Below are 23,989 nucleotides of genomic sequence, written 5' to 3'. Positions count from 1 at the left end.
AATTAAAAAATCAATTAAATCCCAAATTTATGAATCAAACATTTAATGGTAAACTTATGGTTAGTCAACTATCCGAAGTAGATAGAGTGGCTTTTTACAAAAAAACGTATTCGCATGTTGCGGGTGGTGTTTTAGTATTTATTCTTTTTGAATATTTATTGTTACAAAGTGATACGGTTGTAGAGTTCGCTTTATCGATGACGCAAGGTTGGCGTTGGCTTATTATGCTTGGTGGTTTTATGTTTATTACAAACTATGCCGAAGGTATGGCGATTAAAACTCCAGATAAAAATAAGCAGTATTTAGCATTTGGACTTTACATTTTAGCCGAAGCTTTTATTTTTGTACCGCTTATTTATATCGCGGCGTATGCTATGGAAACAGGACCGGATATTTTAAAGCAAGCAGGTATTGTTACTTTGGCTTTGTTTTCAGGTTTATCAGCTATTGTTTTTGTGACTAAAAAAGATTTTTCATTCTTAAAAGCAGGACTAACAGTTGGCTTTTTTATAGCCATTGGGTTAATTATTGCTGGAAGTATTTTTGGTTTCAATTTAGGACTTTGGTTCTCGGTTGGTATGTGTCTTTTAGCTGCCGGCTCAATTTTGTATCAAACTTCTAATTTAGTAAATAAATATGGTGTTGAAGATTATATTCCTGCTGCTTTAGGCTTATTTGCTTCGTTAATGCTACTGTTTTGGTATGTATTACGAATTTTTATGTCTAGAGATTAATTAAGGTAAAGTATAATAATAAGATTTTGAGCTTGTAGAAGCTTTTCAAAATAAATAGCAAAAACAACAAAATAAAAAAGCTCTGAAAAAACAGATTTCAGGGCTTTTTCGTTTCTTTACCATTTCAATTAAATAAAATGAGTGCACACATAAAATATTACCAAGAACATCAAGCTAAATACACCTTAGAAGCACAAAAGTTACATAAGCAAATGATAACCTTAAGTATGTTGAGGTTGGTGGTATTCGTGGCTATGGGCTTTGGAATATATTTAACATTTCAAAATTGGCAAATAGCACTTGCAATAGGTGTTATGGGTATTGCTCTTTTTCTTTTTTTACTTTCAAAATATAACAATATTAAGCGTGAACGCAGTTTTAAAAAAGCGCTTATATCTATAAACGAGGAAGAAATTAAGATTAGTTCTGGTGATTTTCATGATCGCGATGAAGGGCTTAAATTCCAGGATCCCAATCATTTTTATAGTTTAGATATCGATTTATTTGGTAGAGGCTCCTTTTTTCAATTTATTAATAGAACAACTATTACCGAAGGTCAAGAAAAATTAGCTGGTTTATTAAAAGCAAACAATACCGAAGCTATTGTTTCTCGTCAAAAAGCTATTGAAGAATTAAGCAGTAAGCCTGAGTGGAGACAACATTACGATGCAAATTCTAGCTTAATTGAAACAGAAACGTCTGCTAAGCATATTGTGAGTTGGTTAAAAAATTATAAAACGTTTTTGCCAAAGGCGATGCAGTGGTTACCAATAGTATTTACGGTTATTTCTGTGGTTTTATTTGGGTTGACAATACTAGACATGATTAATCAGGAATTTGTTGGATATTGGTTACTTACAGGGTTAGGTTTTACAGGTTTCTATGTAAAGAAAATAAATAAACTTTCTTCTGGAGCCGATAAGGTAAAAGATACCTTTCGCCAGTATGCTGCATTGTTGAATTTAATCGAAAATGAAACGTTTACTTCAGAATTACTTCAACAGAAACAAGAGAAAATTCAATCGGAACATAAAAAAGCATCGTTAATCTTCAAGGAACTTTCAAAAGGTTTAGATGCTTTGGATAACCGAAACAATATTATTTCGGCCATTTTTGCGAATGGGTTATTTCTATCGGATATTAAAAATAGCTACCGTATTGAAAAATGGATTAATCAATATGCTGATAAAGTTGAAGATTGGTTTGAAGTGGTTTCCTTTTTCGATGCTTATAACTCTTTAGGCGGATTTCATTTTAATCATCCGGAATTTGTGTTTCCTAAAATAGCGAAGCATGGTTCTGTTATAAAAGCAACCGGTTTAGGGCATCCTTTATTAAATAAAACAAAGCGTGTAGATAGTAATGTTATTATAGAAAACGAACAGTTTTTTATTGTAACCGGAGCAAATATGGCAGGGAAAAGTACCTTTTTGAGAACCATGTCTTTACATATTGTAATGGCTAATATTGGTTTACCTGTTTGTGCGAAAGCGAGTGAGTATTCGCCTGTAAAATTGATTACGAGCATGCGTACCACAGATTCGTTGACTGATGATAGTTCGTATTTCTTTTCGGAATTAACACGTTTAAAATATATTGTTGATGCCATCCAAAAGGAACCGTATTTTATAATTTTAGATGAAATTTTGAAAGGAACAAATAGTACGGATAAAGCTATTGGGTCGCGTAAATTTGTTGAAAAACTTGTTGCTTCTAACGCTACTGGAATTATTGCAACACACGATTTAAGTTTATGTGATATTGAAAAAGAATTACTGCAAGTAAAAAACTACTATTTCGATGCTGAAATTATAAATGATGAACTTCATTTTGATTATACACTTAAAAATGGTGTTTGTAAAAATATGAATGCCTCTTTTTTACTGAAGAAAATGGAGATTATTTAGATTAGTTATTTCGAGGAATGAAAAATTCAAAAAAAACCTATTAGGCAACAAACTCAACAGGATCAAAACCTGAAAATAAAGGTTTTAGAAGTGTTTGACTAACTAGAATGTAGCAGGAATTAAAGTTTAGTTTTGTCCGCTTATTTTGTTCACTTTTAAATTTTTTAACTACGTTTACTACATTTTTATTATCTGGTTTTAAGCTCATACTTAATAATAATTTTGGTACGGTAAAGGCACATGGTTTACAAAGTTAAAGAGACATCGTTTACACTTTTCAAACACATAAATCATTTATTGTTAATGGCAAGTTTGTTGATAAAACTTCGGGAAATATACTTCATTTAAAAAGGGTTAATATCCTTATTGGACGAACATATAATGTGGATTTGTTATGTAAATTCGGGTTTTGAAAATTTGGGTTCATGTTTGTCTAAATTATTTTAGTTAAATTCATCTTAAATAGGTAACCTTTTTTATATAATGGTGTCTAAATTTATATAAAGTAATTTTAAAAAATAGATTATGAAAATTTGGATGATAGTTGCATGTATGGTTTTTGGATTAACACTACAAGCTCAAGAAGTAATATTTAAAGAAGTAACATATCAAGTAAAAGGCGACAAGATTTTAAAGGATGGCGCCGATGTTACAAAAGCATTATCTGTTGAAGATAAGCAACAAATAAAAGATGCTTTTAGTATTAAAAAGGCTGAATTAGAAAAAACTAATGCAGCGGCTAAAGTAGAAGCTAATAAAGCTAAAGCTGAAGCAAATCGAGTAAAAGAAGAAAATAAGAAGGTAAAAGATGCTTTAAAGAAAAAAGAAGACGAGCGTAAAGACAAAGAAAAGGCTATTAAGAAAGAAGAAAAAGCCCAAAATGATCAAGAAAAAGCATTAAAAAAAGCTCAAAAAGAACAAAAGAAATCTGAAAAAGCTTTGAAGGCGAAAGAGAAAGCGAAATCTAATTTTGAAAAAGCAGGCAAAAAACATAAAGATGCAATCAAGAAATATGAAAAGTTAAAAAATAAAGGTAAATTGTCTCCGGTTGATGAAAAGAAATCGCTTGATAAAATTGAAAAGCTTAAAGAAAAGCTGGAAAAAACAAAACGTAAATTATAAAAACAAAACCACGGTATGGAGAAGGAGCTAAAGGTTGCATTAATTCAAGCTAATTTAGTTTGGGAAAACCCAAAAGAGAACCGTGAAAAGTTTACAGAGAAAATAAAACAAATTTCAGGCAGTATAAATCTAATTATACTGCCTGAAATGTTTACAAGCGGTTTTACCATGAATGCGGGAAAAGTTGCTGAAACCATGGAAGGCGAAACGGTAACTTGGATGCAAGACATGGCTATGGAAAACGATGCGGCTATTGTTGGAAGTCTAGTTATAAAAGAAGAAAATAAATATTATAACCGTTTATTATTTGTTGAACCTTCTGGTAAAATTACTATTTATAATAAACGCCATGCTTTTACCTTGGTTGGCGAAGAAAAAACGTATTCTGAAGGCAACAAAAAAGTAATTATAAATTATAAAGGCTGGAAAATTTGTCCGTTAATTTGTTATGATTTACGCTTCCCTGTTTGGGCACGGAACATCGAAAATTACGATGTGTTAATTTATGTAGCCAATTGGCCGAAACCTAGAGTTTCTGCTTGGGATACGCTGTTAAAAGCACGCGCTATTGAAAATATGAGTTATTGTATTGGTGTAAATCGAGTAGGAGTAGATGGTGTGAATAGTGAATATTCTGGACATTCGGCTGTTTATGATGTTTTAGGAAACCAATTGACTGCTTTTAAACCTCATGAGGAGGAAACTCAAGTTATTACTTTAGAGAAAAGGCATGTAGAAGCTTATAGAAACAAGCTTAAGTTCCTAAATGATCGCGATACGTTTTCAATTAATTAATTCTTAAAAATAACAAAGCCCGATTTTTACATCGGGCCTTATCAATTAACCAAATTTATTACTAAATTTTTCTTTTACTTAGCGATAGTTTAGTCGTTTATGTTTTTCATTACTTACAAGTTTTTTTATATTAAAGTACCATTAAGTTACAACCACGAATATCCGAATTATCAAAACGGCCAATAACTTCAAAAGATCCATCACTATCTACACGTCCCAAATCTTGGGTTGCAATAAAGGAACAAGAATTAATATTAGCTAAATCTATTACATTAATACCGCCAGCTTTTCCATTCGTGTTTATGGTTAAGGCGTCTTCAGTGTCGCGTGTTAAAATTCGCATCCAATTTGGACACTTAAATGTACCGTTACCTTGAGAGTAACCTTGGCTCAATAACTCAGTCATGCCATATTCACTATGGATGTTGTTAACTCCAAAACCTGTTTTTAATTGTTTGTGTAGTTCTTCACGAATTAATTCTTTTCGGCGCCCTTTCATCCCACCAGTTTCCATTATGATAGTGTTTTTTAAGTTGAATTGGTGCATTTCAACTAAATCTAGCAAAGCAAAAGAAACACCGATAAGTAATATTTTTTTACCTTCGGAATCTAGTTTTATCAAAGTATCTTTTAATTCTGAAATATTATCAAGGTAAAATCCACTTTCATGATGTTTTGATTTGGAAATCATGGCATCTACCATATATATTAAAGAAGAGCCTTTGCGTTCTAAATAAGATGGTAACAGACCTAAAACAACATAATCTTCAATAGCACCATAAAAATACTCAAATCCTTTATTGAAACTTTGCTCGTAGATATCTAAATCTGTTACATGGTGTTTGCTTGTTTCACTTCCGGTAGTTCCAGAACTTGTAAAGGTTGTTTTTACTTCATTTTTAGTACTTAAAATATCACGTGTTTTAAAAAATTGAATAGGTAAAAAAGGAATATCGATAACCGTTTTTATATCGGTAGGGTGTTTGTATAGTAAGTCGCAGAATGAACGATAAACTCGATTATTCTTAAATTGAAATCTAAAAACTTCTAATGCTAAAGCTTCGAATTCGGCTTGAGTTTGTATTTTAAAAATGGCGTTTTTATCGATCATAAATAGATTTCAATAATAATTAAGGATTAAAACTAGTTAGGTGTTCTGTAGTCCTTCATTTTAGAATAACAAAAGTATATAAAATAAAAAAGCGCTACCAAATGGTAACGCTATTATATTTGTTGATTCGGTAAAATTATTTTACAACCAGTTTCCTAGTTTCACTAATATTGTTTTCTGTGATATTCAAAATATAAACGCCTTTGCTTAAATTCGAAATATTTAAGGCTTTGCCAACGAGTTTAACCGCTAATACCTGTTTGCCTAAAACATTAAAAACTTTAATGTTTTTTACTAAGTTTTTTTTCGAGGCTATATAAACAACATTTCCCTGCGCGCTTACTGGATTTGGATAAATTGTTAAATTTTCAATTTTATCATTTTTAGATTCAAAACCTATACTATTCTGCGCATCCATGGAGTGGATTGCAAAAAAAGAAATGATTGTAAAAAATATTAAAAAGTATTGTTTCTTCATATCTACTATTTATTGCGTCAAATTTATGATAATACTAACAATTTTAATGCCAAAAAACAGTTAAGATTGATGTGTTTGGTTTAAAAGTTTAAGTATTTGTTTCTGTATTGTTACCTTAGTGTTATTAATTTTGTAATTTTAATAAAATTATGTTATTAGCTTTACCTTTACTTCAAGAAACAGATTTTCTTTACAAATGAAAAAAAAAGATATTAAAATATTGTTGGTTGATGATGAGCCGGACATTTTAGAAATTGTAGGATACAATTTATCAAATGAAGGATATCAGGTACTTACGGCCGAAAATGGTGCAGAAGGTGTTAAAGTCGCAAAAAAAGAATTACCTCAATTAATAATTCTGGATCTTATGATGCCCGAAATGGATGGTATCGAGGCTTGTGAATTAATTAGAAAGCAGCCCGAATTATCAAACAGTATAATAACCTTTTTAACAGCTCGTGGTGAAGATTATTCCCAAGTAGCTGGATTTGATGCTGGTGCCGACGATTATATTACTAAGCCCATAAAACCAAAGGTTTTGGTGAGTAAAGTAAAAGCACTTTTGCGTCGTTTTAAAGAAGAGGAGGTTGCCAATACTTTAAAAATTGGTACGTTGGTAATTAATAGAGACGAATACAAAATTACGTCTAAAGGCAAAGAAATTATTTTGCCAAGAAAGGAATTTGAATTACTATCTTTATTAGCGTCAAGACCAGGGAAAGTTTTTAAACGCGACGAAATTTTGGATACCGTTTGGGGTAACGAGGTTGTTGTTGGCGGACGAACTATTGATGTTCACATCCGTAAATTACGTGAAAAACTAGGGGATAAAAGCTTTAAAACCGTTAAAGGCGTAGGCTATAAGTTTGTAGATTAATATTAAATGAAGGAGACCAAATTTAAAAAATCGTATCGATTCGCGAGAATCACTTCGTTTTATATCACCTTATATATAACGCTCTTATTGAGCGTTTTTTTATTTTATTTTTCTAATATAGAATTATGGGAAATCCCTGTACTAGCTATTAGTACTTACGTTTTTTGTTTTATTGTTATTCAATATCGAGTAGAACGATTTATTTATCGTCGTGTAAAAAAAATATACGACGATTTGACGTTGTTGGAATCTGCGAAGCTTACCAAAGGAGCTATTACGACAGATATGCATACACTTACTCAAGAAATTGATAAGTTTGCGCGCGATAAAAAACTAGAAATAGAAACTCTTAAAGTTAGAGAACAATACCGAAAAGAGTTTATTGGTAATGTATCTCACGAGTTAAAAACACCACTTTTTACTGTGCAAGGTTATATTTTAACGCTGCTCGATGGTGCTATGAATAACAAAGAAATTCGTGAAAAATATTTAGAACGTGCCAGTAAAGGCATTGAGCGATTAAGTTATATTGTGGAAGATTTGGATATGATTACCAAATTAGAAGTTGGTGATTTAAGACTAAAAATAGAAACTTTTGATATTGTAGAGTTAGTAGATACTATTTTCGATATGCTAGAAATGAAAGCAGCAAAAAAGAAAATTACGCTAACTTTCGATATGAAATATAAAAAAGCAATATTCGTTAAGGCCGATAAAGAGCGCATTCAGCAAGTGTTAATCAACCTTATTGTAAATTCTATTAAGTATGGTAGTGAAAAAGGAACTACCGAAATTAGTATAGAAAATTTAATAAAAAATAAAATTATTGTTCGTGTAACTGATAATGGAGAAGGTATATCTGAGAAGCATTTACCACGATTATTCGAGCGTTTTTATCGTGTAGATAAAACAGGATCCCGAAAAGAAGGAGGCTCAGGTCTTGGTCTATCGATAGTAAAACATATTATTGAAGCACACCAAGAAAAAATATATGTAGAAAGCGAGTACAGCGTAGGTAGCGAGTTTTCATTCACCCTGGAAAAGGCTTAATAATACTTTAAAATCAACCTCAAAATCAAAAGTTTTCAAGCCTGCATAACCCGTTATGTTTTCAAGTGTTTTCAAACTAAAATTATCCTGACTACAAGTTGGTACTAATCGCATATCACTTAATCTTTCAGCCAAATATTCTTGTTCAAACTGCCCAGGTGTTGGTATAAAAAAGGCTTTTTTGTTCAGTTTAGCTAAATCCATTACTGTAGTGTAACCAGAGCGCGAAATTATTAATTCACTTTCATTAATTGTTTTTTCTAATAAAGTGGATGTCATAAAATTGTAAATCGTCATATTGCCGTTTACTTGTATGGTTTGCTCGTTTTCCATCACACCTTTTACAAACATAATTTTACCATTAAAATCTTTCAGTTCTGCTAAAAGGCGTTCTTCCAACATGCTGCGCTGCGGTTCTGGACCCGAAATTAAAACCATTAAATCATTTTTAATTTCAGTCTCTTTTTTAGTAAAGCGACTTAAAGGCCCAATATATGTCGTGGGTATTTCAAAATGCTTAATATGTCCTAGTTTTCCACTTAAATTAATTTCTCCAGCAGTATCCGGAACCCAACAAGCATGGAATTTATTAATAATTTTCTGGTGTATTTTAGTGCTAAACCAAGTTGTGATACCACTTAAAACATTTAATTGATGTGTGATAAAAACCGATGGCACTTTCTTACTCCGCACACCTAATCGGTTATCCGAAATTATACCAGAAATCCCTTCTGAATCTACAATATTCTTAACCGCTTTTTTTTCAGCTTTAATTGCCTTCAAAAGTTTTGGTGAATCTTTAATTAATTTCAACTTAAAATGCTTCCCGTTTTTAGCATAAGTTACGTTGTATGATGGTAATTCCAAACATTTTAGATTTGGAAATTCTTTTTTCAATAAAGCCAAAGCTACGCCGTCACTAGCAATAATGGGTTCAAATCCATTTAAAATTAACGCATTAATAATAGGTATACATCGTGTGGCATGGCCTAAACCCCAATTTAATGGAGCTACTAAAATTCGTTTTTTCATTAATTAAATTTATAAATAAAAAGTATTATTTGGGCGTTACCACATGGGTCGGGCTTTCCACTATATCTTTTGTTGTGCTTTCCTTTGTTTTAGCATATCATTAAACACAAAGATAATCAAGTAGATTTGGCTTATTTTTAATGTTTTGGCTAGCACAAAAAAAGGATGCCGCATCAATCCCTAACGCACATTTCCGCAAATTCAAAGGTAAGCATATAAAGACTTGGGTATATTTCCGTAATTTTACCAATTCAAAACTAATAATAACAAATAGTTAATATACTGTGGGTAGTAAAAATAAACTGAGACGATTTAGAGAAAACGAAACCTTTTCCAACGTATTTCAACCATCGCGAGAAGAATTGGTCGAGTCAAATTTCAATCTAAAAGGACATTGGCGCTCCGAAGTTTTTAAAAACGAGAATCCGTTAGTGCTAGAATTAGGTTGCGGAAAAGGAGAATATTCAGTAGCATTAGCTCAAAAGTATCCAAATAAAAATTTTATTGGTGTCGATATTAAAGGTGCTCGATTTTGGAGAGGAGCAAAAACTGCCATAGAAGAAAATATACCTAATGTGGCTTTTCTGCGTACGCAAATAGAACTTATCGATCATGCTTTTGCTAACAATGAAGTAGACGAAATCTGGATAACATTTCCAGATCCACAAATAAAATACAAGCGTACCAAACACCGTATGACAAATGCTGTTTTCTTGGAACGTTACAAACAGATTCTGAAACCAGATGGTGTTATGAATTTAAAAACTGATAGCGAATTTATGCACGGTTATACACTAGGATTGCTACATGGAGCTGGTCACGAAGTTTTGTATGCCAACCATAATGTTTACAAACAAGAAGGTAGCCCAGAAGAGGTGACTAGTATTCAAACCTTTTACGAGTCGCAATATTTAGAGAAAAATAAACCTATCACTTATATTAAATTTAAAATTAAATAGTTTTGAACATTACATTTATCTTTTTTTTGGGGTTAGTTTTTGCGCTCGTTGGTGTTATTCCGCCAGGGTTGTTAAACATGACGGCTGCTAAAATTAGTCTAAAAGAAGGGCATGTACGCGGTATTATGTTTTCTGTAGGAGCTTGTGTAGTAGTAATTATTCAAACTAGCATCGCGGCAGTTTTTGCACTTTATTTAAGTAGAAATCATGATGTTATAGATGTTTTACAACGTGTAGCTTTTGTTGTTTTTGTATTAGTGACCATTTATTTTTTGTTTATAGCAAAACCGGAACCTAAAGAGCAAGTAGAGCCAAAGGTTAGAAGTAAAGGAAGTCGGTTTTTTCAAGGTGTTTTTTTATCGGGAATTAATGTATTTCCTATTCCTTATCAGGCCTACATAACTATTACTTTAGCGTCTTTTGGTTGGTTAGATTTTAGTCAAACCAGTATTATTTCATATGTTGCTGGTGCAGCTATGGGGACATTCGTTACCTTATATATGTATATTTTCTTTTTCGATAGAATAAAGAGTAAAACTTTAACATCGCAAAAAAATATGAATCGTATTATTGGAAGTATTACTGGAATTATTGCTATTGTGACTTTAATAAATATTATTAGAGAAATATAGAAATGAAGCCGGAAACACTCAATTTTTTTGATAAAGTATATGAAGTGGCTAAATTAATTCCTTTTGGTCGTGTTACCAGTTATGGCGCGATTGCTAAATATTTAGGAGCTGCAAAAAGTGCTAGAATGGTTGGTTATGCCATGAATGGCTCGCATGGAAAAGATGTTCCTGCACATCGTGTTGTGAACAGAAAAGGTTTGCTAACCGGTAAACATCATTTTGATGGTACAAATCTTATGCAGCAACTATTAGAAAGTGAAGGTATTCAAGTTGTTGAAAATCAAATTCAACATTTAGATAAGGTGTATTGGGATCCTTCAGTAGAATTATAATTCTTTTTAAAAAGAAATACCGAAACCAGCTGTTACATTCGAAAAAGGAACACTTGCAATCTTTAAGTGTTCGTAGCCCAGTATATATTTATATTGTTTTTTATGGTAATTTAATAAACCATTAAATTTATTAATGGTCTCGCTGTTCACTAAAGTTTGGTTGAAGTTAGACTCTAAACTAAATGGTTTTTTAAAAAATAGTTCGCCACTTAATCCATAAGTAAAACCTAATTTGTTAACATTTCCGGCAACATAAGCGACTCCCAATCCCCAAGACGCATTGAAACGTTCTGTGCGAACGCGGTTATATTTGGCCAAGGCTGTGTAAATACCAAGTGAATTTTTTGGAACATTTGTGTTATGTTCCCACAATTGTAAAAAGTCTAGCTCTAATTCTAGACGTTTTAAAAACCGCAAATCTAGGTTTAAATGATTTCCGTAGACCGAATTACTTTCATAAATCAAGCGGTTACTAATGGTCGTGGTGAAAATTTCGGTGTTATCATTCCACTCGTAAGAATAATGACCAGTATTAGTCTTTGCGTATGGATGTTTTGTTAAATACGCATCACTTGCTTTGTGTGCCATTTCAAAAGGGCTTTCAATGGCGACTCCGTAAGCTGTGTATGCAAAAAGTTGAATAAATAAACCGCCAATAACATCCGATAAAAAGTTGCCTCTAGAATCGTAGTCGTTATAAGTTTTTGACGATTTACTTATAGAATGGTTGGTGTTAGTCGTGATTTTTTCTTTGTTTAATTCCTCTTCAGCTTTATTTATTTTGCCCTGACTGTAGCTAACATGTTGGAATATGAGGAAAAAAAAGACGGCCATTTTTGTTAGTTTCATGGAGGTATATCTGAATTAATGGTAAGAAAATCAACATAAATTGTGCCAATTTAAACAATTTTTGAAATATATGAGGTTATACTAAAACGTTATATCTGTATAAATTAAACTTCTAATGTAGTACGTCCTTTTTATAATGTTAATTAATTATCTTTGTACTTAGATTTATTCTTAATAAAAGCAATGAAATTAAATAAACAAGATATACTAAAAGCACTCGAAAATATTACTGTTCCTGGTGAAGGTCAAAATATGATTGAAAGTGGTGCCGTGAAAAATGTGATGACTTTTGGAGATGAAGTTATAGTAGATATTACTATTAACAACCCAAGTTTACAGGCGAAAAAACGTACAGAAGTTGATGTTTTAAAAATCATTCACGAACAAGTTTACGAAAAAGCTAAAATTACAGTTAATGTAAAAGTTGATGCTCCGGCTAAGCCAAAGGCGAATGTTATAAAAGGTAAACCAGTACCTGGAATTCAAAATATAGTAGCTATAGCTTCTGGTAAAGGAGGTGTAGGTAAATCTACAGTAACAGCTAATTTGGCGGTTACTTTAGCTAAAATGGGTTTTAAAGTTGGTGTTTTAGATGCTGATATTTATGGGCCGTCAATTCCTATTATGTTCGATGTTATTGACCAAAAACCTTTAGCCGTTAATATTGAAGGGAAATCGAAAATGAAACCTGTTGAAAATTATGGTGTAAAAGTTTTATCTATTGGCTTTTTCACACAACCCGATCAAGCGGTTGTTTGGAGAGGACCTATGGCTGCAAAAGCTTTAAATCAAATGATTTTTGATGCACATTGGGGCGAATTAGATTTCTTACTTTTAGATTTACCTCCGGGAACAGGGGATATTCATTTAAGTATTATGCAATCTCTTCCTATTACAGGAGCCGTTGTAGTTAGTACGCCGCAAAACGTAGCTTTAGCCGATGCTAAAAAAGGTGTTGCTATGTTTCAACAAGAAAGTATAAATGTACCTGTTTTAGGTATTATTGAAAATATGGCGTATTTTACTCCAGAAGAACTACCAAATAATAAGTATTTCATCTTTGGAAAAGAAGGCGCTAAAAACTTGGCTGAAGATTTAAAGGTTCCGTTTTTAGGAGAAATTCCTTTGGTGCAAAGTATTCGTGAAGCAGGAGATGTTGGTCGCCCAGCAGCTATGCAAAAAGGAACGCCTTTAGAAAAAGCTTTCGAGAAAATAACACAAAATGTAGTGCAGGAAGTTGTTAGTAGAAATGACGATTTGCCACCAACTGAAGCAATAAAAATCACAACAATGGCTGGGTGTTCTGCCGTAAAAAAATAAGAATTATGACCAGCGAAGAAGTAAAGTTAAATGTTGAAAAAGCATTAGAAGAAATTCGTCCGTTTTTACAAAGTGATGGAGGTGATATTTCGTTATTATCTATTGAAGATAATGATACACTGGTAAAAGTGCAATTGCAAGGTGCTTGTGTTGGATGTTCTGTGAATCAAATGACCTTGAAATCAGGTGTTGAGATGACAATTAAAAAATATGCACCACAGATTGAAACTGTGGTAAATATTGTTGGTTAATAGAAAAAATTATTATAATTTAAAATAAAGAATCTTCAAATTAAAATTTTGAAGATTCTTTATTTTTTTTTAAAACGTTTCTATTTTTTACAAGAAAAGTATTAAAATTAAAGAGACAAAACTTAAATTTGTGGCACGAATTATGACGTATCACTAATAGAATTACTAAATAGTATCATGCAAGACATAAACATTAAAATTACAGATAGAGACGGTGTTAAACACGAAATTGTAGCCCCAACCGATATGGCCATGAACCTTATGGAAGTGGTTCGTTCGTATGAATTGGCTCCAGAAGGAACTATTGGTGTTTGTGGAGGTATGGCTATGTGCGCATCATGCCAATGTTATGTAACTAGTGAAACAGTATTACCAGAGATGGGAGATGATGAAGAAGCAATGCTATCTGAGGCTTTCGATGTTAAGGATAACAGCCGTTTAGGTTGTCAGATACAAATGACTCCTGAAATGGAAGGTCTTGAAGTAGAGCTTGCTCCTGAAAGTTAAAAGCTCTTTTTTAAAATTGCCATAACTTAGATAAAACCTAAGTTTTAAGTTTTTAACTTGCTATAAATTAGTCTTATGTGACTTTTCGCGAGGTTGAGTGTCTAATTATATAGAGTATGTGATTTAATTCTCTTAAAAATGGCATTATTTAAAATTTATACAGACAAAGAAGGTTTATATCGGTTCTTTTTAAAAACCGATGCAAAGCATATTAGTTTTATGAGCGCGGGATTTTCTTCAAAATTACTGTGTTTAAGAAAAATTGAATTATTTAGGAAGCAGGCCTTCAATAATAATTCCTATTTACGTTTAGCTTCAAAAAACGGAAATCCATATTTTAAATTCATAAAAGGGCTATCCAATGAGGTTGTTGGGTTTAGTGAGTTCTTCTTAAATCAAAAGATTATGGAACAGAAAATAGATGAAATAAAAAAAGTTGCCTTATTTGCTAAAATAGACAACTTAACTTATGCAGTTTAAAACCAGTTTTTAGTTTCTCTCTTTCTTCGGTTTAAAAATGAAGGCTGCAGGGAATTTCTTTTTAATTTTCTTTAGTGCTCTATCGGCTTCCAAACGTGTGCTGAAATTTCCTGCCCAAATTTTAAAGTTTGGTGTTTCATATTCTATTGATGGGTTCCATTCTCCAAAAGCTTGATTAAAATCTGCTTTGGCATTTTGCGCTGCAGAGCGATTTCCAGAGTAAATTTGGATTTTATAGCGCTCAGAGTCATGCTCATTTTTATTCATTTCCTTTTTTAAATCTAATAAAACAGATATGTTTTTATCTTGATTTAAAGAAACATGGCCTTCTTGCGAAAAACTAATTGTTGATGTTAGCAAGAATACGGGGAGGAATAACAAACTAAATTTCATTTTCAATAGGTTCATTTTCAAATTATTTTGTGCAAATATATACGTTGCAATTAAATTATTAGTTCTTTTATTTATTTAGAATCTCTCTAAATTATTAATAATACCTATACTAGATTTCTAAAATCGACTTTTAATATTACTTTTGCGAGAGATTTTTTTAACTGTTTTTTTCAATTATTTAGTAATGAAAAAATCATACCAAAGTTTAGAAGTTAATTTAACCAACAATATGAGACAGGTGATTCACCGTATATTAAGTAAAAACACTCTTAGTTTCTGCTTAATAATTTTATTAGCGTTTACATCAGTCCTTTCTGCTCAGGAAGGCGATTCAGCGAAAGGAAAATCTTTATTCAATGCCAACTGTGCGGCTTGTCATCAATTAGACAAGAAAATGACTGGACCTGCTCTACGTAATGTAGAAGCACGTTTGTCTGACGAGCAAGGTTTAGATCGTGATTGGATTCATTCTTGGATTCGTAATAGTTCTGGACTTATTAAGTCTGGCGATTCTTACGCAAACAAAGTTTACAATGAGTTTGGTGGTGCTGCCATGACGGCTTTCCCACAATTATCAGATGACGATATAAGCAATATTTTAGCTTATACAGCTGAAGAAAAGAAAGCTCCGGCTGCTGCTGCAACAGGTGGTGCGGCTGCCACACAGGCTTCTGCAACAACAGGAGGTATTTCAAACGAAATTGTATTAGGCGCTTTAGCTATATTATTTATTCTCTTAGCTGCTGGGTTATATTTAGTAAATAAAACATTACGTCGCTATGCTATAGCTTCTAATATTGAGTTGCCAGAAGACTCAAAAAGAAGACCACTCTGGAAAGCCTTTTTGCAGAATCAATTCTTGATGATGGTTGTTACTATCTTCTTTTTGTTATCAAGTGCTTATTTTGTTTACGGGTATTTATCTCAAATCGGGGTAGATCAAGGTTACCAACCGGTACAACCAATTCACTTTTCACATAAAATACATGCAGGAGATAATGGTATCGACTGTAAGTACTGTCACTCTTCTGCAAGAGTTAGTAAAACATCAGGTGTTCCTTCATTGAATGTTTGTATGAACTGTCACAAATCGATTTATGAGTACAATGGTGAAACATCTCCAGAATATTCTAAAGAGTTTTACGATGGTGAAATTAAAAAATTATACGCTGCTGCAGGATGGGATGATGCTGAACAAAAATACACAGGTGAATCTAGTCCAGTAAAATGGGTTCGTATTCATAACTTGCCAGACTTTGCATACTTTAATCACTCACAACACGTAACAGTTGCAGGAGTAGAGTGCCAAACTTGTCACGGTCCTGTTGAAGAAATGGAGGTTGCTTATCAATATGCTCCATTAACTATGGGATGGTGTATTAACTGTCACAGAGAAACAGATGTTAGCGTAAAAGATAATGCTTACTATACTAAAATTCATGATGAATTATCTAAAAAGTATGGTGTAGATAAGTTAACAGCTGCTCAGTTTGGTGGTTTAGAATGTGGTAAGTGTCACTACTAAAAAAATAGTTTTTCTTTTCTGTTAAAGCAGGAAACTTTTAAAAATTAATAAGAAGTAATTCAATTATATAATATGTCATCAAACAAGAAATACTGGAAAAGTGTTGAAGAGCTAAACGAAAATAGCTCTATTGTTGAGACGCTTAAACAAAACGAGTTTGTAGCTGAGATTCCTACTGATGAATTTTTAGGAGATAAAGATACATTAGAAGAAAGCTCTACAACGCGTCGCGATTTCTTAAAATATGTTGGGTTTAGTACTGCTGCAGCGTCTTTAGCTGCTTGTGAGGGTCCTGTTAAAAAAGCGATTCCTTATGTAGTACAACCAACAGAGATTATTCCTGGTGTTGCTAACTATTACGCAACTACTATAGCGAATGGTTTTGATTTTGCTAGTGTTTTAGTGAAAACCCGTGAAGGTCGTCCAATTAAAATTCAGAACAATGTGATGGCTGCTACCAATGGTAGTGCTAACGCAAGAGTTAACGCTTCTGTATTAGGATTGTATGATAGTTTAAGAGTTCAAGGTCCTAAAAAGGCTGGAGATTCTATTTCTTGGGATACTTTTGATAGTGAAACAACTAAGAAATTAACCGATTTAGCAGCGGCAAACAAGAGCATTGTGTTATTAACACAAACTTTTGCTAGTCCTTCTACTGATAAGTTAATTGCTGAATTTAAAAATAAATATGGTAATGTAAGCCACGTGGTTTACGATGCTATTTCTGAGTCTGCTGCTCTTGATGCTTACCAAGCTAAATATGGTGAGCGCGGATTAGCAAATTACGATTTTTCTAAAGCGATGACAATCGTTTCTATTGGAGCTGATTTCTTAGGAGATTGGCAAGGTGGTGGTTTCGATTCAGGATATTCGAAAAACAAAGTGCCTAACCATGGTAAGATGTCTCGTCATATTCAGTTTGAATCTAATATGTCTCTTACTGGTGCTAATGCTGATAAGCGTGTGCCTTTAACTCCATCAGAACAAAAGATAGCTTTAGCCAAATTATATAGTTATGTTGTTGGAGGTTCTGTTTCTGGAACATTGCCTGCTAAAGTTGATGAAGCTGTTAAAAATGCGGCCTCTCAAATAAAAAGAGCTGGAAGTAAAGCAGTAGTCATTACAGGTATTCAAGATGTAAATGCTCAAACGATTGCTTTAGAGATAAATGAGGCATTGAATAGTAAAGCCTTCGATTCTAATACTCCAATAAAAACAAGACAAGGTAGCGATAAAGCGGTGACTAAGTTAGTTGCAGATATGAAAGCTGGAAGTGTTGGCGCTCTTATTATGAGTGGTGTTAACCCAGTATATAGCTTACCAAATGCTTCAGATTTTTCAGAAGGATTAAAGAAAGTTGATTTGTCTATTACTTTTTCTTTAAAAGAAGATGAGACATCAACTGAAACAGAATATATCGCAGCAGCACCACATTACTTAGAGTCTTGGGGTGATGTTGAAATCAAAAAAGGTCATTATTCTTTAATGCAACCTACTATCCGCCCATTATTTGATACACGTCAGTTTCAAGATGCTTTACTAAAATGGACAGGTAATGAAGATACTTTTCACGATTATATTAAGAACAACTGGAATTCTAGCGTATTAGGCGGAAATTCATTTAATCAAGCATTACATGATGGTGTGTTTGTTTATGGTTCTTCAATTGGTGGTTTAAATGCTGCTTCAACTAAATCGATTACAACTACAACAACAGAATTAAAAGATAAGAAAAAACGAACGTTAGTTGGTGGTCTTATTCATGGTGCTGCTGTAGGTGTAGGTCTTAAGGATGAGGATAAAGATGAATTTGTTTCTACAACATCTACATCAACTTTAAGTAATAGTCAGGCTACAAATGGATCTGCAGTAGTAGGTGTTGTTAGTGGTGTAGCTGCAGCGAAAGCTTTAGCTTCTTCAGTAAAATCAAGTGGATTAGAATTATCATTATATACCAAAGTAGGCATGGGAGATGGCCAACAAGCTAACAACCCATGGTTACAAGAGTTTCCAGATCCAATTACAAGAACATCTTGGGATAACTACTTAACTGTTTCTAAAGCTGATGCTGAAGCGTTAGGGTTAATGAACAGGCACGTTGCAAACGGTGCGTTAAATGGTAGTTACGCAAATGTTACTGTAAATGGTGTTAGTTTAACGGTACCAGTAATTATTCAACCAGGACAAGCTAAAGGCTCTGTTGGATTATCTTTTGGTTACGGTAAAACAAAAGGATTAAAAGAAGAGATGCAAACAGGTGTAAATGCCTTTGCTTTCTATCATAACTTTAATACAGTACAAGATGTAACTATTGAAGTAGCAGCAGGAGAGCATGAATTTGCTTCTGTACAGTTGCATAATACGTTAATGGGACGTGGAGATATTATTAAAGAAACCTCTTTAGAGATTTTCAATACCAAAGATAAGCAAGAGTGGAACCCTATGGCTATGGTTTCTTTAAATCACGAAGAAACTGCAGTAACGGATCCAAAGGTTGATTTATGGGATGAATTTGATCGTTCTATTGGACACCATTTCAACTTATCTATCGATTTAAATTCTTGTACAGGATGTGGGGCTTGTGTTATTGCTTGTCACGCTGAAAATAATGTGCCAGTAGTTGGTAAATCTGAGGTACGTAGAAGTCGCGATATGCACTGGTTACGTATTGATAGATATTATTCTTCGGAAGAATCTTTCGATGGTGATAATGAGAAAAAAGAGAATACAACAGGATTGGCTATTGCTGGTGCTTTAGGAGAAATGGAGCATGCTTCAGAGAATCCTCAAGTAGCTTTCCAACCAATTATGTGTCAACATTGTAACCACGCACCTTGTGAGACTGTTTGTCCAGTTGCGGCAACATCACACGGTCGTCAAGGTCAAAATCACATGGCTTATAACCGTTGTGTAGGTACAAGATATTGTGCTAACAACTGTCCTTATAAAGTACGTCGTTTTAACTGGTTCTTATATAATGGAAACGATGAGTTCGATTATCATATGAATGATGATTTAGGTCGTATGGTTTTAAACCCAGATGTAACTGTTCGTTCTCGTGGTGTTATGGAAAAATGTTCAATGTGTATGCAAATGACACAAAAAACAATTCTTGATGCTAAACGTGATGGACGTGTTATTAAAGATGGTGAATTCCAAACAGCATGTTCTGCAGCTTGTAGCAGTGGCGCAATGGCATTTGGTGACATCAATGATAAAGAAAGTCAAGTTGCAAAACTTAAAGAAGATAACCGTATGTATCACTTGTTAGAACACGTTGGAACAAAACCTAACGTACAGTATCAAACAAAAGTGAGAAATACAACAGAAGCATAAGTCTAATTAAAGAATCAATTATATAATTATGGCGTCTCATTACGAAGCACCTATTAGAAGACCTTTAGTTACAGGGGAAAAGTCGTACCACGACGTTACTGTGGATGTGGCACGTCCTGTAGAAGGAAAAGCAAATAAGCAATGGTGGATAGTTTTTTCTATAGCATTAGCCGCTTTCCTTTGGGGTATAGGATGTATTATTTATACTATTTCAACAGGTATTGGAACTTGGGGTTTGAATAAAACTGTAGGTTGGGCTTGGGATATTACTAACTTCGTTTGGTGGGTTGGTATTGGTCACGCCGGAACTCTGATTTCAGCGGTGCTTTTATTATTCCGTCAAAAGTGGAGAATGGCTATTAACCGTTCTGCGGAAGCTATGACTATATTTTCGGTAATACAAGCAGGTCTGTTTCCAATAATCCACATGGGTCGTCCTTGGTTAGCTTATTGGGTATTACCAATTCCAAATCAATTTGGTTCATTATGGGTGAATTTTAACTCACCTTTACTTTGGGATGTATTTGCAATTTCAACATATTTGTCTGTATCATTAGTATTCTGGTGGACGGGTTTATTACCGGATTTCGCGATGCTTAGAGATAGAGCAGTAAAACCTTTTCAAAAGAAAATTTATGCTTTATTAAGTTTCGGTTGGTCTGGTCGTGCAAAAGATTGGCAACGTTTTGAAGAAGTATCTTTGGTACTTGCTGGTTTAGCAACGCCTTTAGTGCTTTCTGTACACACCATTGTATCTTTCGATTTCGCAACATCGGTTATACCAGGATGGCATACTACTATATTTCCTCCATACTTTGTTGCTGGGGCGGTATTCTCGGGATTTGCTATGGTAAATACGCTTCTTATTATTATGAGAAAAGTGTGTAATCTTGAAGATTATATTACAGTACAACACATAGAATTGATGAACATCGTAATTATGATTACAGGTTCTATTGTTGGTGTAGCTTATATTACAGAGTTATTTATCGCTTGGTATTCTGGTGTAGAATACGAACAATATGCATTCTTAAACAGAGCAACCGGTCCTTACTGGTGGGCATATTGGTCAATGATGACTTGTAATGTATTCTCTCCACAGTTTATGTGGTTCAAGAAATTAAGAACGAGCATTATGTTTTCATTCTTTATCTCTATAGTTGTAAATATTGGAATGTGGTTTGAACGTTTTGTAATTATCGTAACATCGTTACATCGTGATTATTTACCATCATCATGGACTATGTTCTCTCCAACATTTGTAGATATTGGAATATTTGTTGGGACAATTGGATTCTTCTTTGTATTATTCCTATTATATGCAAGAACATTCCCAGTAATTGCACAAGCAGAGGTTAAAACTATTTTAAAATCTTCTGGTGAACGTTATAAAAACATCAGAGAACGCGGAGATAGTTTAGTTGGAACAGGATCTGATTCTAGAACATCTAACGGTAAAGTGGCTACGGTTTCGAAAGTTGAAGAAGTTTCTACCGCAGATGATTCAGAAAAAGTAAATAACTTGCTGGGTAGTCTAGGTGCGTTTGATGCATCGTCTCAAAAGGCCGATGACTTAAAAGAAGTGAATGGTATTGGACCTAAAATGGAGGAAGTACTTAACGGTATAGGTATTTATACATTCCTTCAAGTTAGTAAAATGACAAAAACAGAATATGATTTGTTAGACAGTATCACAGGTTCTTTCCCAGGAAGAGCAGAACGTGATGATTGGTCAGGACAAGCTAAAAAATTAATAAACTAAACATAGTCAATGGAAGCTTCAAAAGTTATTCACGCTATTTATACGGATGATGACGTTTTAATGTCGGCTGTTAAAAAGGTTAAGGCAGAACGATTTCATATCGAAGAAATATACACACCATTTCCAGTTCACGGACTAGACAAAGCGATGGGGTTAGCGCCTACACGTATTGCTATTACGGCGTTCATATATGGTCTAATTGGTTTAACCGTTGCAACGGTTATGATGAACTTCATAATGATTGAAGATTGGCCTCAAGATATTGGTGGAAAGCCAAGTTTTAGCTACATAGAAAATATGCCAGCTTTCGTTCCTATTATGTTCGAACTTACTGTTTTCTTTGCAGCGCATTTAATGGTACTAACATTTTACCTAAGAAGTAGAATGTGGCCTTTTAAAAATGCTGAGAATCCTGATCCTAGAACAACGGATGATCATTTCTTAATGGAAATAGCTGTTAATGGAAATGAAAAAGAGTTAGAAAGTTTATTAGCAGAAACAGGAGCAGTAGAAATTAATTTAGTTGATAAAGCACATTAATTTATAGTATGAAAAGCTTAATTAAAATATTAGTAATTGCAGTTGTTTTAGTAGCTGTTTCTTGTAAAAAGGATACAGCGCCTAACTATCAGTTTATGCCTAACATGTATGAGTCTGCTGGTTATGAAACTTATGGTGAAGCAGCTTTTAAAGATGGAGTAGAGGCTCAAATACCTGCTGAAGGTTCTGTAGCAAGAGGTCATGTACCTTTTGATATTGAAAATTCTACTGCTGGATATGAATTAGCAAAGGCAACTTTAATTAGTCCACTTAGTGCTGATGATATTGATAGTGAAAGAGGAAAAGAGTTATACAATATTTACTGTGGAATCTGTCATGGAACTAAAGGTAACGGACAAGGAAACTTAGTAAAGCGTGAGAAGATCTTGGGTATACCGAGTTATGATGATGTTGGTAGAGCTATTACCGCTGGAAGTATTTATCATACTATTTATTATGGTAAAAACGCCATGGGATCGTATGCTAACCAAATAAACGAAGAAGAACGTTGGCAAGTTGTTGCTTATGTTTTAACGTTGAAGGCAGATTTAGAAAAGTAAGATTGATAAGATTATTATAGATATGTACACATTTTCAAATAAATTAAAGACATTCTCTTTCATTCTAATGCTTTTAGGAGCAATAGGAGTTGGTTATGGTTTTTTTACATCTCATTTATCTTTTGACGAGGTTGAAACCTTATTAGCAGAAGAAGCTCATCACGGTGGAGGTCATGAAGAAGAGGCGGCGCATGCAGCACCATCTCATGATGCACATGTAAAAGAAAACGCTCACGGTGAATCTGCTCATGCAGAATCTGGAGAACATCATGTAGATGCTCATAAAGAACACATTGAACATGTACAACACCAAATAGCAAACAGACCTTGGTCTGCTTTATATGTTGCTGCATTTTTCTTCATGATGATTGCTTTAGGTGTTTTAGCATTTTATGCAATTCAAATTGCATCACAAGCGGGATGGTCACCAGTACTTTTTAGAGTAATGGAAGGTATTACGGCTTACTTGCTTCCTGGAGCATTAATTGTTCTTGCAATTGCAGTCGCTTCTGGTACTATAGGTCACTATAATATCTTTATGTGGATGAATCCTGAGGTTACAAACCCAGAAAGTCATCACTTCGATAAGCTAATTGCTGGGAAATCTAGTTGGTTAAACACAGGATGGTTTGCAGTAAGAGGTTTAATATTTATTGCAGGTTGGAGTGCATATCGTCATTTTTCACGTAAATTCTCTATCGCTCAAGATACTGCTGATGATAAAAGTAACTTTAAAAAATCTTTTCGTATTTCAGCAGCATTTTTAGTATTCTTTATATACACCGAGTCTATTATGTCTTGGGATTGGATTATGAGTGTAGATCCACACTGGTTTTCAACTTTATTCGGATGGTATGTATTTGCTAGTATGTTTGTAAGTGGAATTACTGTAATTGCATTAGTTACTATCTACTTAAAATCTAAAGGTGTATTAGAATTTGTAAACGAAAATCATTTACATGATGTTGCTAAATTTATGTTCGCTTTCAGTATTTTTTGGACATATTTATGGTTCTCACAATTTATGTTAATCTGGTATTCAAACATTCCAGAAGAGGTAACTTATTTTGTAACACGTTTCCAAGATTATCAATTACCTTTCTTAGGTATGGTGGTTATGAATTTTGTGTTCCCTTTATTACTATTAATGAATGCTGATTATAAGCGTGTACCATGGTTTGTTGTTATGGCTGGATTAGTTATACTATTCGGACATTATATTGATATTTTCAATATGATTATGCCTGCAACCGTTGGAGATAGATGGTTTATAGGAATTCCTGAAATAGCTTCTGTTTTACTTTTCGCAGGACTATTCATATTTGTGGTGTTCACAGCTTTAACAAAAGCGCCATTATTAGTAAAAGGTTATCCTTTTAGAAAAGAAAGTGAAGATTTTCATTATTAATTAAGAAATAAATAAAGACGAACGATACC

General features: G+C 33.4%; 24 protein-coding genes. 19 read left to right on the top strand and 5 right to left on the bottom strand.

Features of this window, described 5'->3' with window-relative positions; genetic code table 11:
• The first annotated feature begins 29 nt into the window (after positions 1-29).
• From M4I23_RS00720 to M4I23_RS00705, 4 genes are all read left to right on the top strand, one after another.
• On the top strand, positions 30-734 hold the full coding sequence (locus M4I23_RS00720) for a Bax inhibitor-1 family protein (protein ID WP_249753103.1): 705 nt from the start codon (positions 30-32) through the stop codon (positions 732-734).
• A gap of 137 nt (positions 735-871) precedes the next feature.
• A complete protein-coding gene (locus tag M4I23_RS00715; protein WP_249753102.1) occupies positions 872-2,641 on the top strand; it encodes a DNA mismatch repair protein MutS in 1,770 nt (589 codons plus the stop codon).
• A 552-nt stretch (positions 2,642-3,193) separates the two neighbouring features.
• On the top strand, positions 3,194-3,763 hold the full coding sequence (locus tag M4I23_RS00710; RefSeq protein ID WP_158845876.1) for a hypothetical protein: 570 nt from the start codon (positions 3,194-3,196) through the stop codon (positions 3,761-3,763).
• Between the two features lie 15 nt (positions 3,764-3,778).
• Positions 3,779-4,558, top strand: coding sequence for an amidohydrolase (locus M4I23_RS00705; protein ID WP_249753101.1), 780 nt, complete (start codon positions 3,779-3,781; stop codon positions 4,556-4,558).
• A 130-nt stretch (positions 4,559-4,688) separates the two neighbouring features.
• Here M4I23_RS00705 and M4I23_RS00700 read toward each other — a convergent pair whose 3' ends face one another.
• Positions 4,689-5,669 carry an acyl transferase gene (locus tag M4I23_RS00700; protein ID WP_249753100.1) on the bottom strand — a complete coding sequence of 327 codons (981 nt, stop codon included), beginning with the start codon at positions 5,667-5,669 and terminating at the stop codon, positions 4,689-4,691.
• Between the two features lie 136 nt (positions 5,670-5,805).
• Positions 5,806-6,147, bottom strand: coding sequence for a T9SS type A sorting domain-containing protein (locus M4I23_RS00695; protein WP_233267602.1), 342 nt, complete (start codon positions 6,145-6,147; stop codon positions 5,806-5,808).
• Between the two features lie 196 nt (positions 6,148-6,343).
• Here M4I23_RS00695 and M4I23_RS00690 point away from each other — a divergent pair, with 196 nt between their 5' ends.
• Together M4I23_RS00690 and M4I23_RS00685 are read left to right on the top strand one after the other, a co-directional pair.
• Positions 6,344-7,024 carry a response regulator transcription factor gene (locus M4I23_RS00690; protein WP_158845867.1) on the top strand — a complete coding sequence of 227 codons (681 nt, stop codon included), beginning with the start codon at positions 6,344-6,346 and terminating at the stop codon, positions 7,022-7,024.
• A 6-nt stretch (positions 7,025-7,030) separates the two neighbouring features.
• On the top strand, positions 7,031-8,074 hold the full coding sequence (locus M4I23_RS00685; RefSeq protein ID WP_249753099.1) for a cell wall metabolism sensor histidine kinase WalK: 1,044 nt from the start codon (positions 7,031-7,033) through the stop codon (positions 8,072-8,074).
• On the opposite strand, the gene M4I23_RS00680 is transcribed toward M4I23_RS00685, so the two are convergent.
• Positions 8,051-9,106 (bottom strand): glycosyltransferase, encoded by a 1,056-nt coding sequence (locus M4I23_RS00680; RefSeq protein WP_158845861.1) that lies wholly within the window; start codon positions 9,104-9,106, stop codon positions 8,051-8,053. The genes M4I23_RS00685 and M4I23_RS00680 overlap by 24 nt on opposite strands.
• 284 nt (positions 9,107-9,390) lie before the next feature.
• Between M4I23_RS00680 and trmB the strand changes: the two genes are divergently transcribed.
• The 3 genes from trmB to M4I23_RS00665 are packed head-to-tail and all read left to right on the top strand — an operon-like array spanning position 9,391 to position 11,029.
• Positions 9,391-10,065: a tRNA (guanosine(46)-N7)-methyltransferase TrmB gene (trmB, locus tag M4I23_RS00675; protein WP_158845858.1), complete on the top strand. Its 675-nt coding sequence runs from the start codon at positions 9,391-9,393 to the stop codon at positions 10,063-10,065.
• A 2-nt stretch (positions 10,066-10,067) separates the two neighbouring features.
• Positions 10,068-10,697, top strand: coding sequence for a LysE family transporter (locus M4I23_RS00670; RefSeq protein WP_249753098.1), 630 nt, complete (start codon positions 10,068-10,070; stop codon positions 10,695-10,697).
• A gap of 2 nt (positions 10,698-10,699) precedes the next feature.
• A complete protein-coding gene (locus M4I23_RS00665; protein WP_158845852.1) occupies positions 10,700-11,029 on the top strand; it encodes an MGMT family protein in 330 nt (109 codons plus the stop codon).
• Positions 11,030-11,035: 6 nt separating this feature from the next.
• Here M4I23_RS00665 and M4I23_RS00660 read toward each other — a convergent pair whose 3' ends face one another.
• On the bottom strand, positions 11,036-11,878 hold the full coding sequence (locus M4I23_RS00660) for a hypothetical protein (RefSeq protein WP_249753097.1): 843 nt from the start codon (positions 11,876-11,878) through the stop codon (positions 11,036-11,038).
• A gap of 183 nt (positions 11,879-12,061) precedes the next feature.
• Between M4I23_RS00660 and M4I23_RS00655 the strand changes: the two genes are divergently transcribed.
• The 4 genes from M4I23_RS00655 to M4I23_RS00640 all read left to right on the top strand — a co-directional run bounded on the left by M4I23_RS00655 (position 12,062) and on the right by M4I23_RS00640 (position 14,436).
• Positions 12,062-13,198: an Mrp/NBP35 family ATP-binding protein gene (locus M4I23_RS00655; RefSeq protein WP_158845846.1), complete on the top strand. Its 1,137-nt coding sequence runs from the start codon at positions 12,062-12,064 to the stop codon at positions 13,196-13,198.
• 5 nt (positions 13,199-13,203) lie between these two features.
• Positions 13,204-13,449 carry a NifU family protein gene (locus M4I23_RS00650; protein WP_249753096.1) on the top strand — a complete coding sequence of 82 codons (246 nt, stop codon included), beginning with the start codon at positions 13,204-13,206 and terminating at the stop codon, positions 13,447-13,449.
• Positions 13,450-13,626: 177 nt separating this feature from the next.
• The gene (locus tag M4I23_RS00645) at positions 13,627-13,956 is read left to right on the top strand and encodes a 2Fe-2S iron-sulfur cluster-binding protein (RefSeq protein WP_158845840.1); all 330 of its coding nucleotides are present in this window, start codon (positions 13,627-13,629) and stop codon (positions 13,954-13,956) included.
• A 138-nt stretch (positions 13,957-14,094) separates the two neighbouring features.
• Positions 14,095-14,436, top strand: a complete 342-nt coding sequence (locus M4I23_RS00640) for a hypothetical protein (RefSeq protein ID WP_158845837.1) — start codon at positions 14,095-14,097, stop codon at positions 14,434-14,436.
• Positions 14,437-14,445: 9 nt separating this feature from the next.
• Here the strand turns inward: M4I23_RS00640 and M4I23_RS00635 are convergent, their stop codons facing one another.
• Complete coding sequence (locus M4I23_RS00635) at positions 14,446-14,844, bottom strand: SPOR domain-containing protein (protein WP_158845835.1); 399 nt, start codon at positions 14,842-14,844, stop codon at positions 14,446-14,448.
• 214 nt (positions 14,845-15,058) lie between these two features.
• On the opposite strand from M4I23_RS00635, the gene M4I23_RS00630 reads away from it, so the two are divergent.
• The 6 genes from M4I23_RS00630 (at position 15,059) to M4I23_RS00605 (ending at position 23,960) form a co-directional block, all read left to right on the top strand.
• On the top strand, positions 15,059-16,354 hold the full coding sequence (locus M4I23_RS00630) for a c-type cytochrome (protein ID WP_249753590.1): 1,296 nt from the start codon (positions 15,059-15,061) through the stop codon (positions 16,352-16,354).
• 72 nt (positions 16,355-16,426) lie between these two features.
• Positions 16,427-19,690 (top strand): TAT-variant-translocated molybdopterin oxidoreductase, encoded by a 3,264-nt coding sequence (locus tag M4I23_RS00625; RefSeq protein WP_249753095.1) that lies wholly within the window; start codon positions 16,427-16,429, stop codon positions 19,688-19,690.
• 28 nt (positions 19,691-19,718) lie between these two features.
• Positions 19,719-21,452, top strand: coding sequence for an NrfD/PsrC family molybdoenzyme membrane anchor subunit (gene nrfD / locus M4I23_RS00620; RefSeq protein ID WP_249753094.1), 1,734 nt, complete (start codon positions 19,719-19,721; stop codon positions 21,450-21,452).
• A gap of 9 nt (positions 21,453-21,461) precedes the next feature.
• Complete coding sequence (locus M4I23_RS00615; RefSeq protein ID WP_158845829.1) at positions 21,462-21,992, top strand: DUF3341 domain-containing protein; 531 nt, start codon at positions 21,462-21,464, stop codon at positions 21,990-21,992.
• Positions 21,993-22,000: 8 nt separating this feature from the next.
• Positions 22,001-22,552 carry a cytochrome c gene (locus tag M4I23_RS00610; RefSeq protein ID WP_158845827.1) on the top strand — a complete coding sequence of 184 codons (552 nt, stop codon included), beginning with the start codon at positions 22,001-22,003 and terminating at the stop codon, positions 22,550-22,552.
• 22 nt (positions 22,553-22,574) lie between these two features.
• Complete coding sequence (locus tag M4I23_RS00605) at positions 22,575-23,960, top strand: quinol:cytochrome C oxidoreductase (protein ID WP_249753093.1); 1,386 nt, start codon at positions 22,575-22,577, stop codon at positions 23,958-23,960.
• The last annotated feature ends 29 nt before the right edge of the window (positions 23,961-23,989 follow it).

The sequence above is a fragment of the Algibacter sp. L4_22 genome, from assembly GCF_023473045.1.
In the GTDB taxonomy this organism is placed as follows: Bacteria; Bacteroidota; Bacteroidia; order Flavobacteriales; family Flavobacteriaceae; genus Algibacter.
Note: the sequence above shows the minus strand (reverse complement) of the source record. Positions and strands in the feature narration are given on the sequence as shown.

Bases quoted from the DNA above. Each gene is read 5' to 3' on its own strand.
- M4I23_RS00720 (WP_249753103.1), top strand. From the start codon at position 30: ATGAATCAAACATTTAATGGTAAACTTATGGTTAGTCAACTATCCGAA.
- M4I23_RS00715 (WP_249753102.1), top strand. From the start codon at position 872: ATGAGTGCACACATAAAATATTACCAAGAACATCAAGCTAAATACACC.
- M4I23_RS00710 (WP_158845876.1), top strand. From the start codon at position 3,194: ATGGTTTTTGGATTAACACTACAAGCTCAAGAAGTAATATTTAAAGAA.
- M4I23_RS00705 (WP_249753101.1), top strand. From the start codon at position 3,779: ATGGAGAAGGAGCTAAAGGTTGCATTAATTCAAGCTAATTTAGTTTGG.
- M4I23_RS00700 (WP_249753100.1), bottom strand. From the start codon at position 5,669: ATGATCGATAAAAACGCCATTTTTAAAATACAAACTCAAGCCGAATTC.
- M4I23_RS00695 (WP_233267602.1), bottom strand. From the start codon at position 6,147: ATGAAGAAACAATACTTTTTAATATTTTTTACAATCATTTCTTTTTTT.
- M4I23_RS00690 (WP_158845867.1), top strand. From the start codon at position 6,344: ATGAAAAAAAAAGATATTAAAATATTGTTGGTTGATGATGAGCCGGAC.
- M4I23_RS00685 (WP_249753099.1), top strand. From the start codon at position 7,031: ATGAAGGAGACCAAATTTAAAAAATCGTATCGATTCGCGAGAATCACT.
- M4I23_RS00680 (WP_158845861.1), bottom strand. From the start codon at position 9,106: ATGAAAAAACGAATTTTAGTAGCTCCATTAAATTGGGGTTTAGGCCAT.
- M4I23_RS00665 (WP_158845852.1), top strand. From the start codon at position 10,700: ATGAAGCCGGAAACACTCAATTTTTTTGATAAAGTATATGAAGTGGCT.
- M4I23_RS00660 (WP_249753097.1), bottom strand. From the start codon at position 11,878: ATGAAACTAACAAAAATGGCCGTCTTTTTTTTCCTCATATTCCAACAT.
- M4I23_RS00655 (WP_158845846.1), top strand. From the start codon at position 12,062: ATGAAATTAAATAAACAAGATATACTAAAAGCACTCGAAAATATTACT.
- M4I23_RS00650 (WP_249753096.1), top strand. From the start codon at position 13,204: ATGACCAGCGAAGAAGTAAAGTTAAATGTTGAAAAAGCATTAGAAGAA.
- M4I23_RS00645 (WP_158845840.1), top strand. From the start codon at position 13,627: ATGCAAGACATAAACATTAAAATTACAGATAGAGACGGTGTTAAACAC.
- M4I23_RS00640 (WP_158845837.1), top strand. From the start codon at position 14,095: ATGGCATTATTTAAAATTTATACAGACAAAGAAGGTTTATATCGGTTC.
- M4I23_RS00635 (WP_158845835.1), bottom strand. From the start codon at position 14,844: ATGAACCTATTGAAAATGAAATTTAGTTTGTTATTCCTCCCCGTATTC.
- M4I23_RS00630 (WP_249753590.1), top strand. From the start codon at position 15,059: ATGAGACAGGTGATTCACCGTATATTAAGTAAAAACACTCTTAGTTTC.
- M4I23_RS00625 (WP_249753095.1), top strand. From the start codon at position 16,427: ATGTCATCAAACAAGAAATACTGGAAAAGTGTTGAAGAGCTAAACGAA.
- nrfD (WP_249753094.1), top strand. From the start codon at position 19,719: ATGGCGTCTCATTACGAAGCACCTATTAGAAGACCTTTAGTTACAGGG.
- M4I23_RS00615 (WP_158845829.1), top strand. From the start codon at position 21,462: ATGGAAGCTTCAAAAGTTATTCACGCTATTTATACGGATGATGACGTT.
- M4I23_RS00610 (WP_158845827.1), top strand. From the start codon at position 22,001: ATGAAAAGCTTAATTAAAATATTAGTAATTGCAGTTGTTTTAGTAGCT.
- M4I23_RS00605 (WP_249753093.1), top strand. From the start codon at position 22,575: ATGTACACATTTTCAAATAAATTAAAGACATTCTCTTTCATTCTAATG.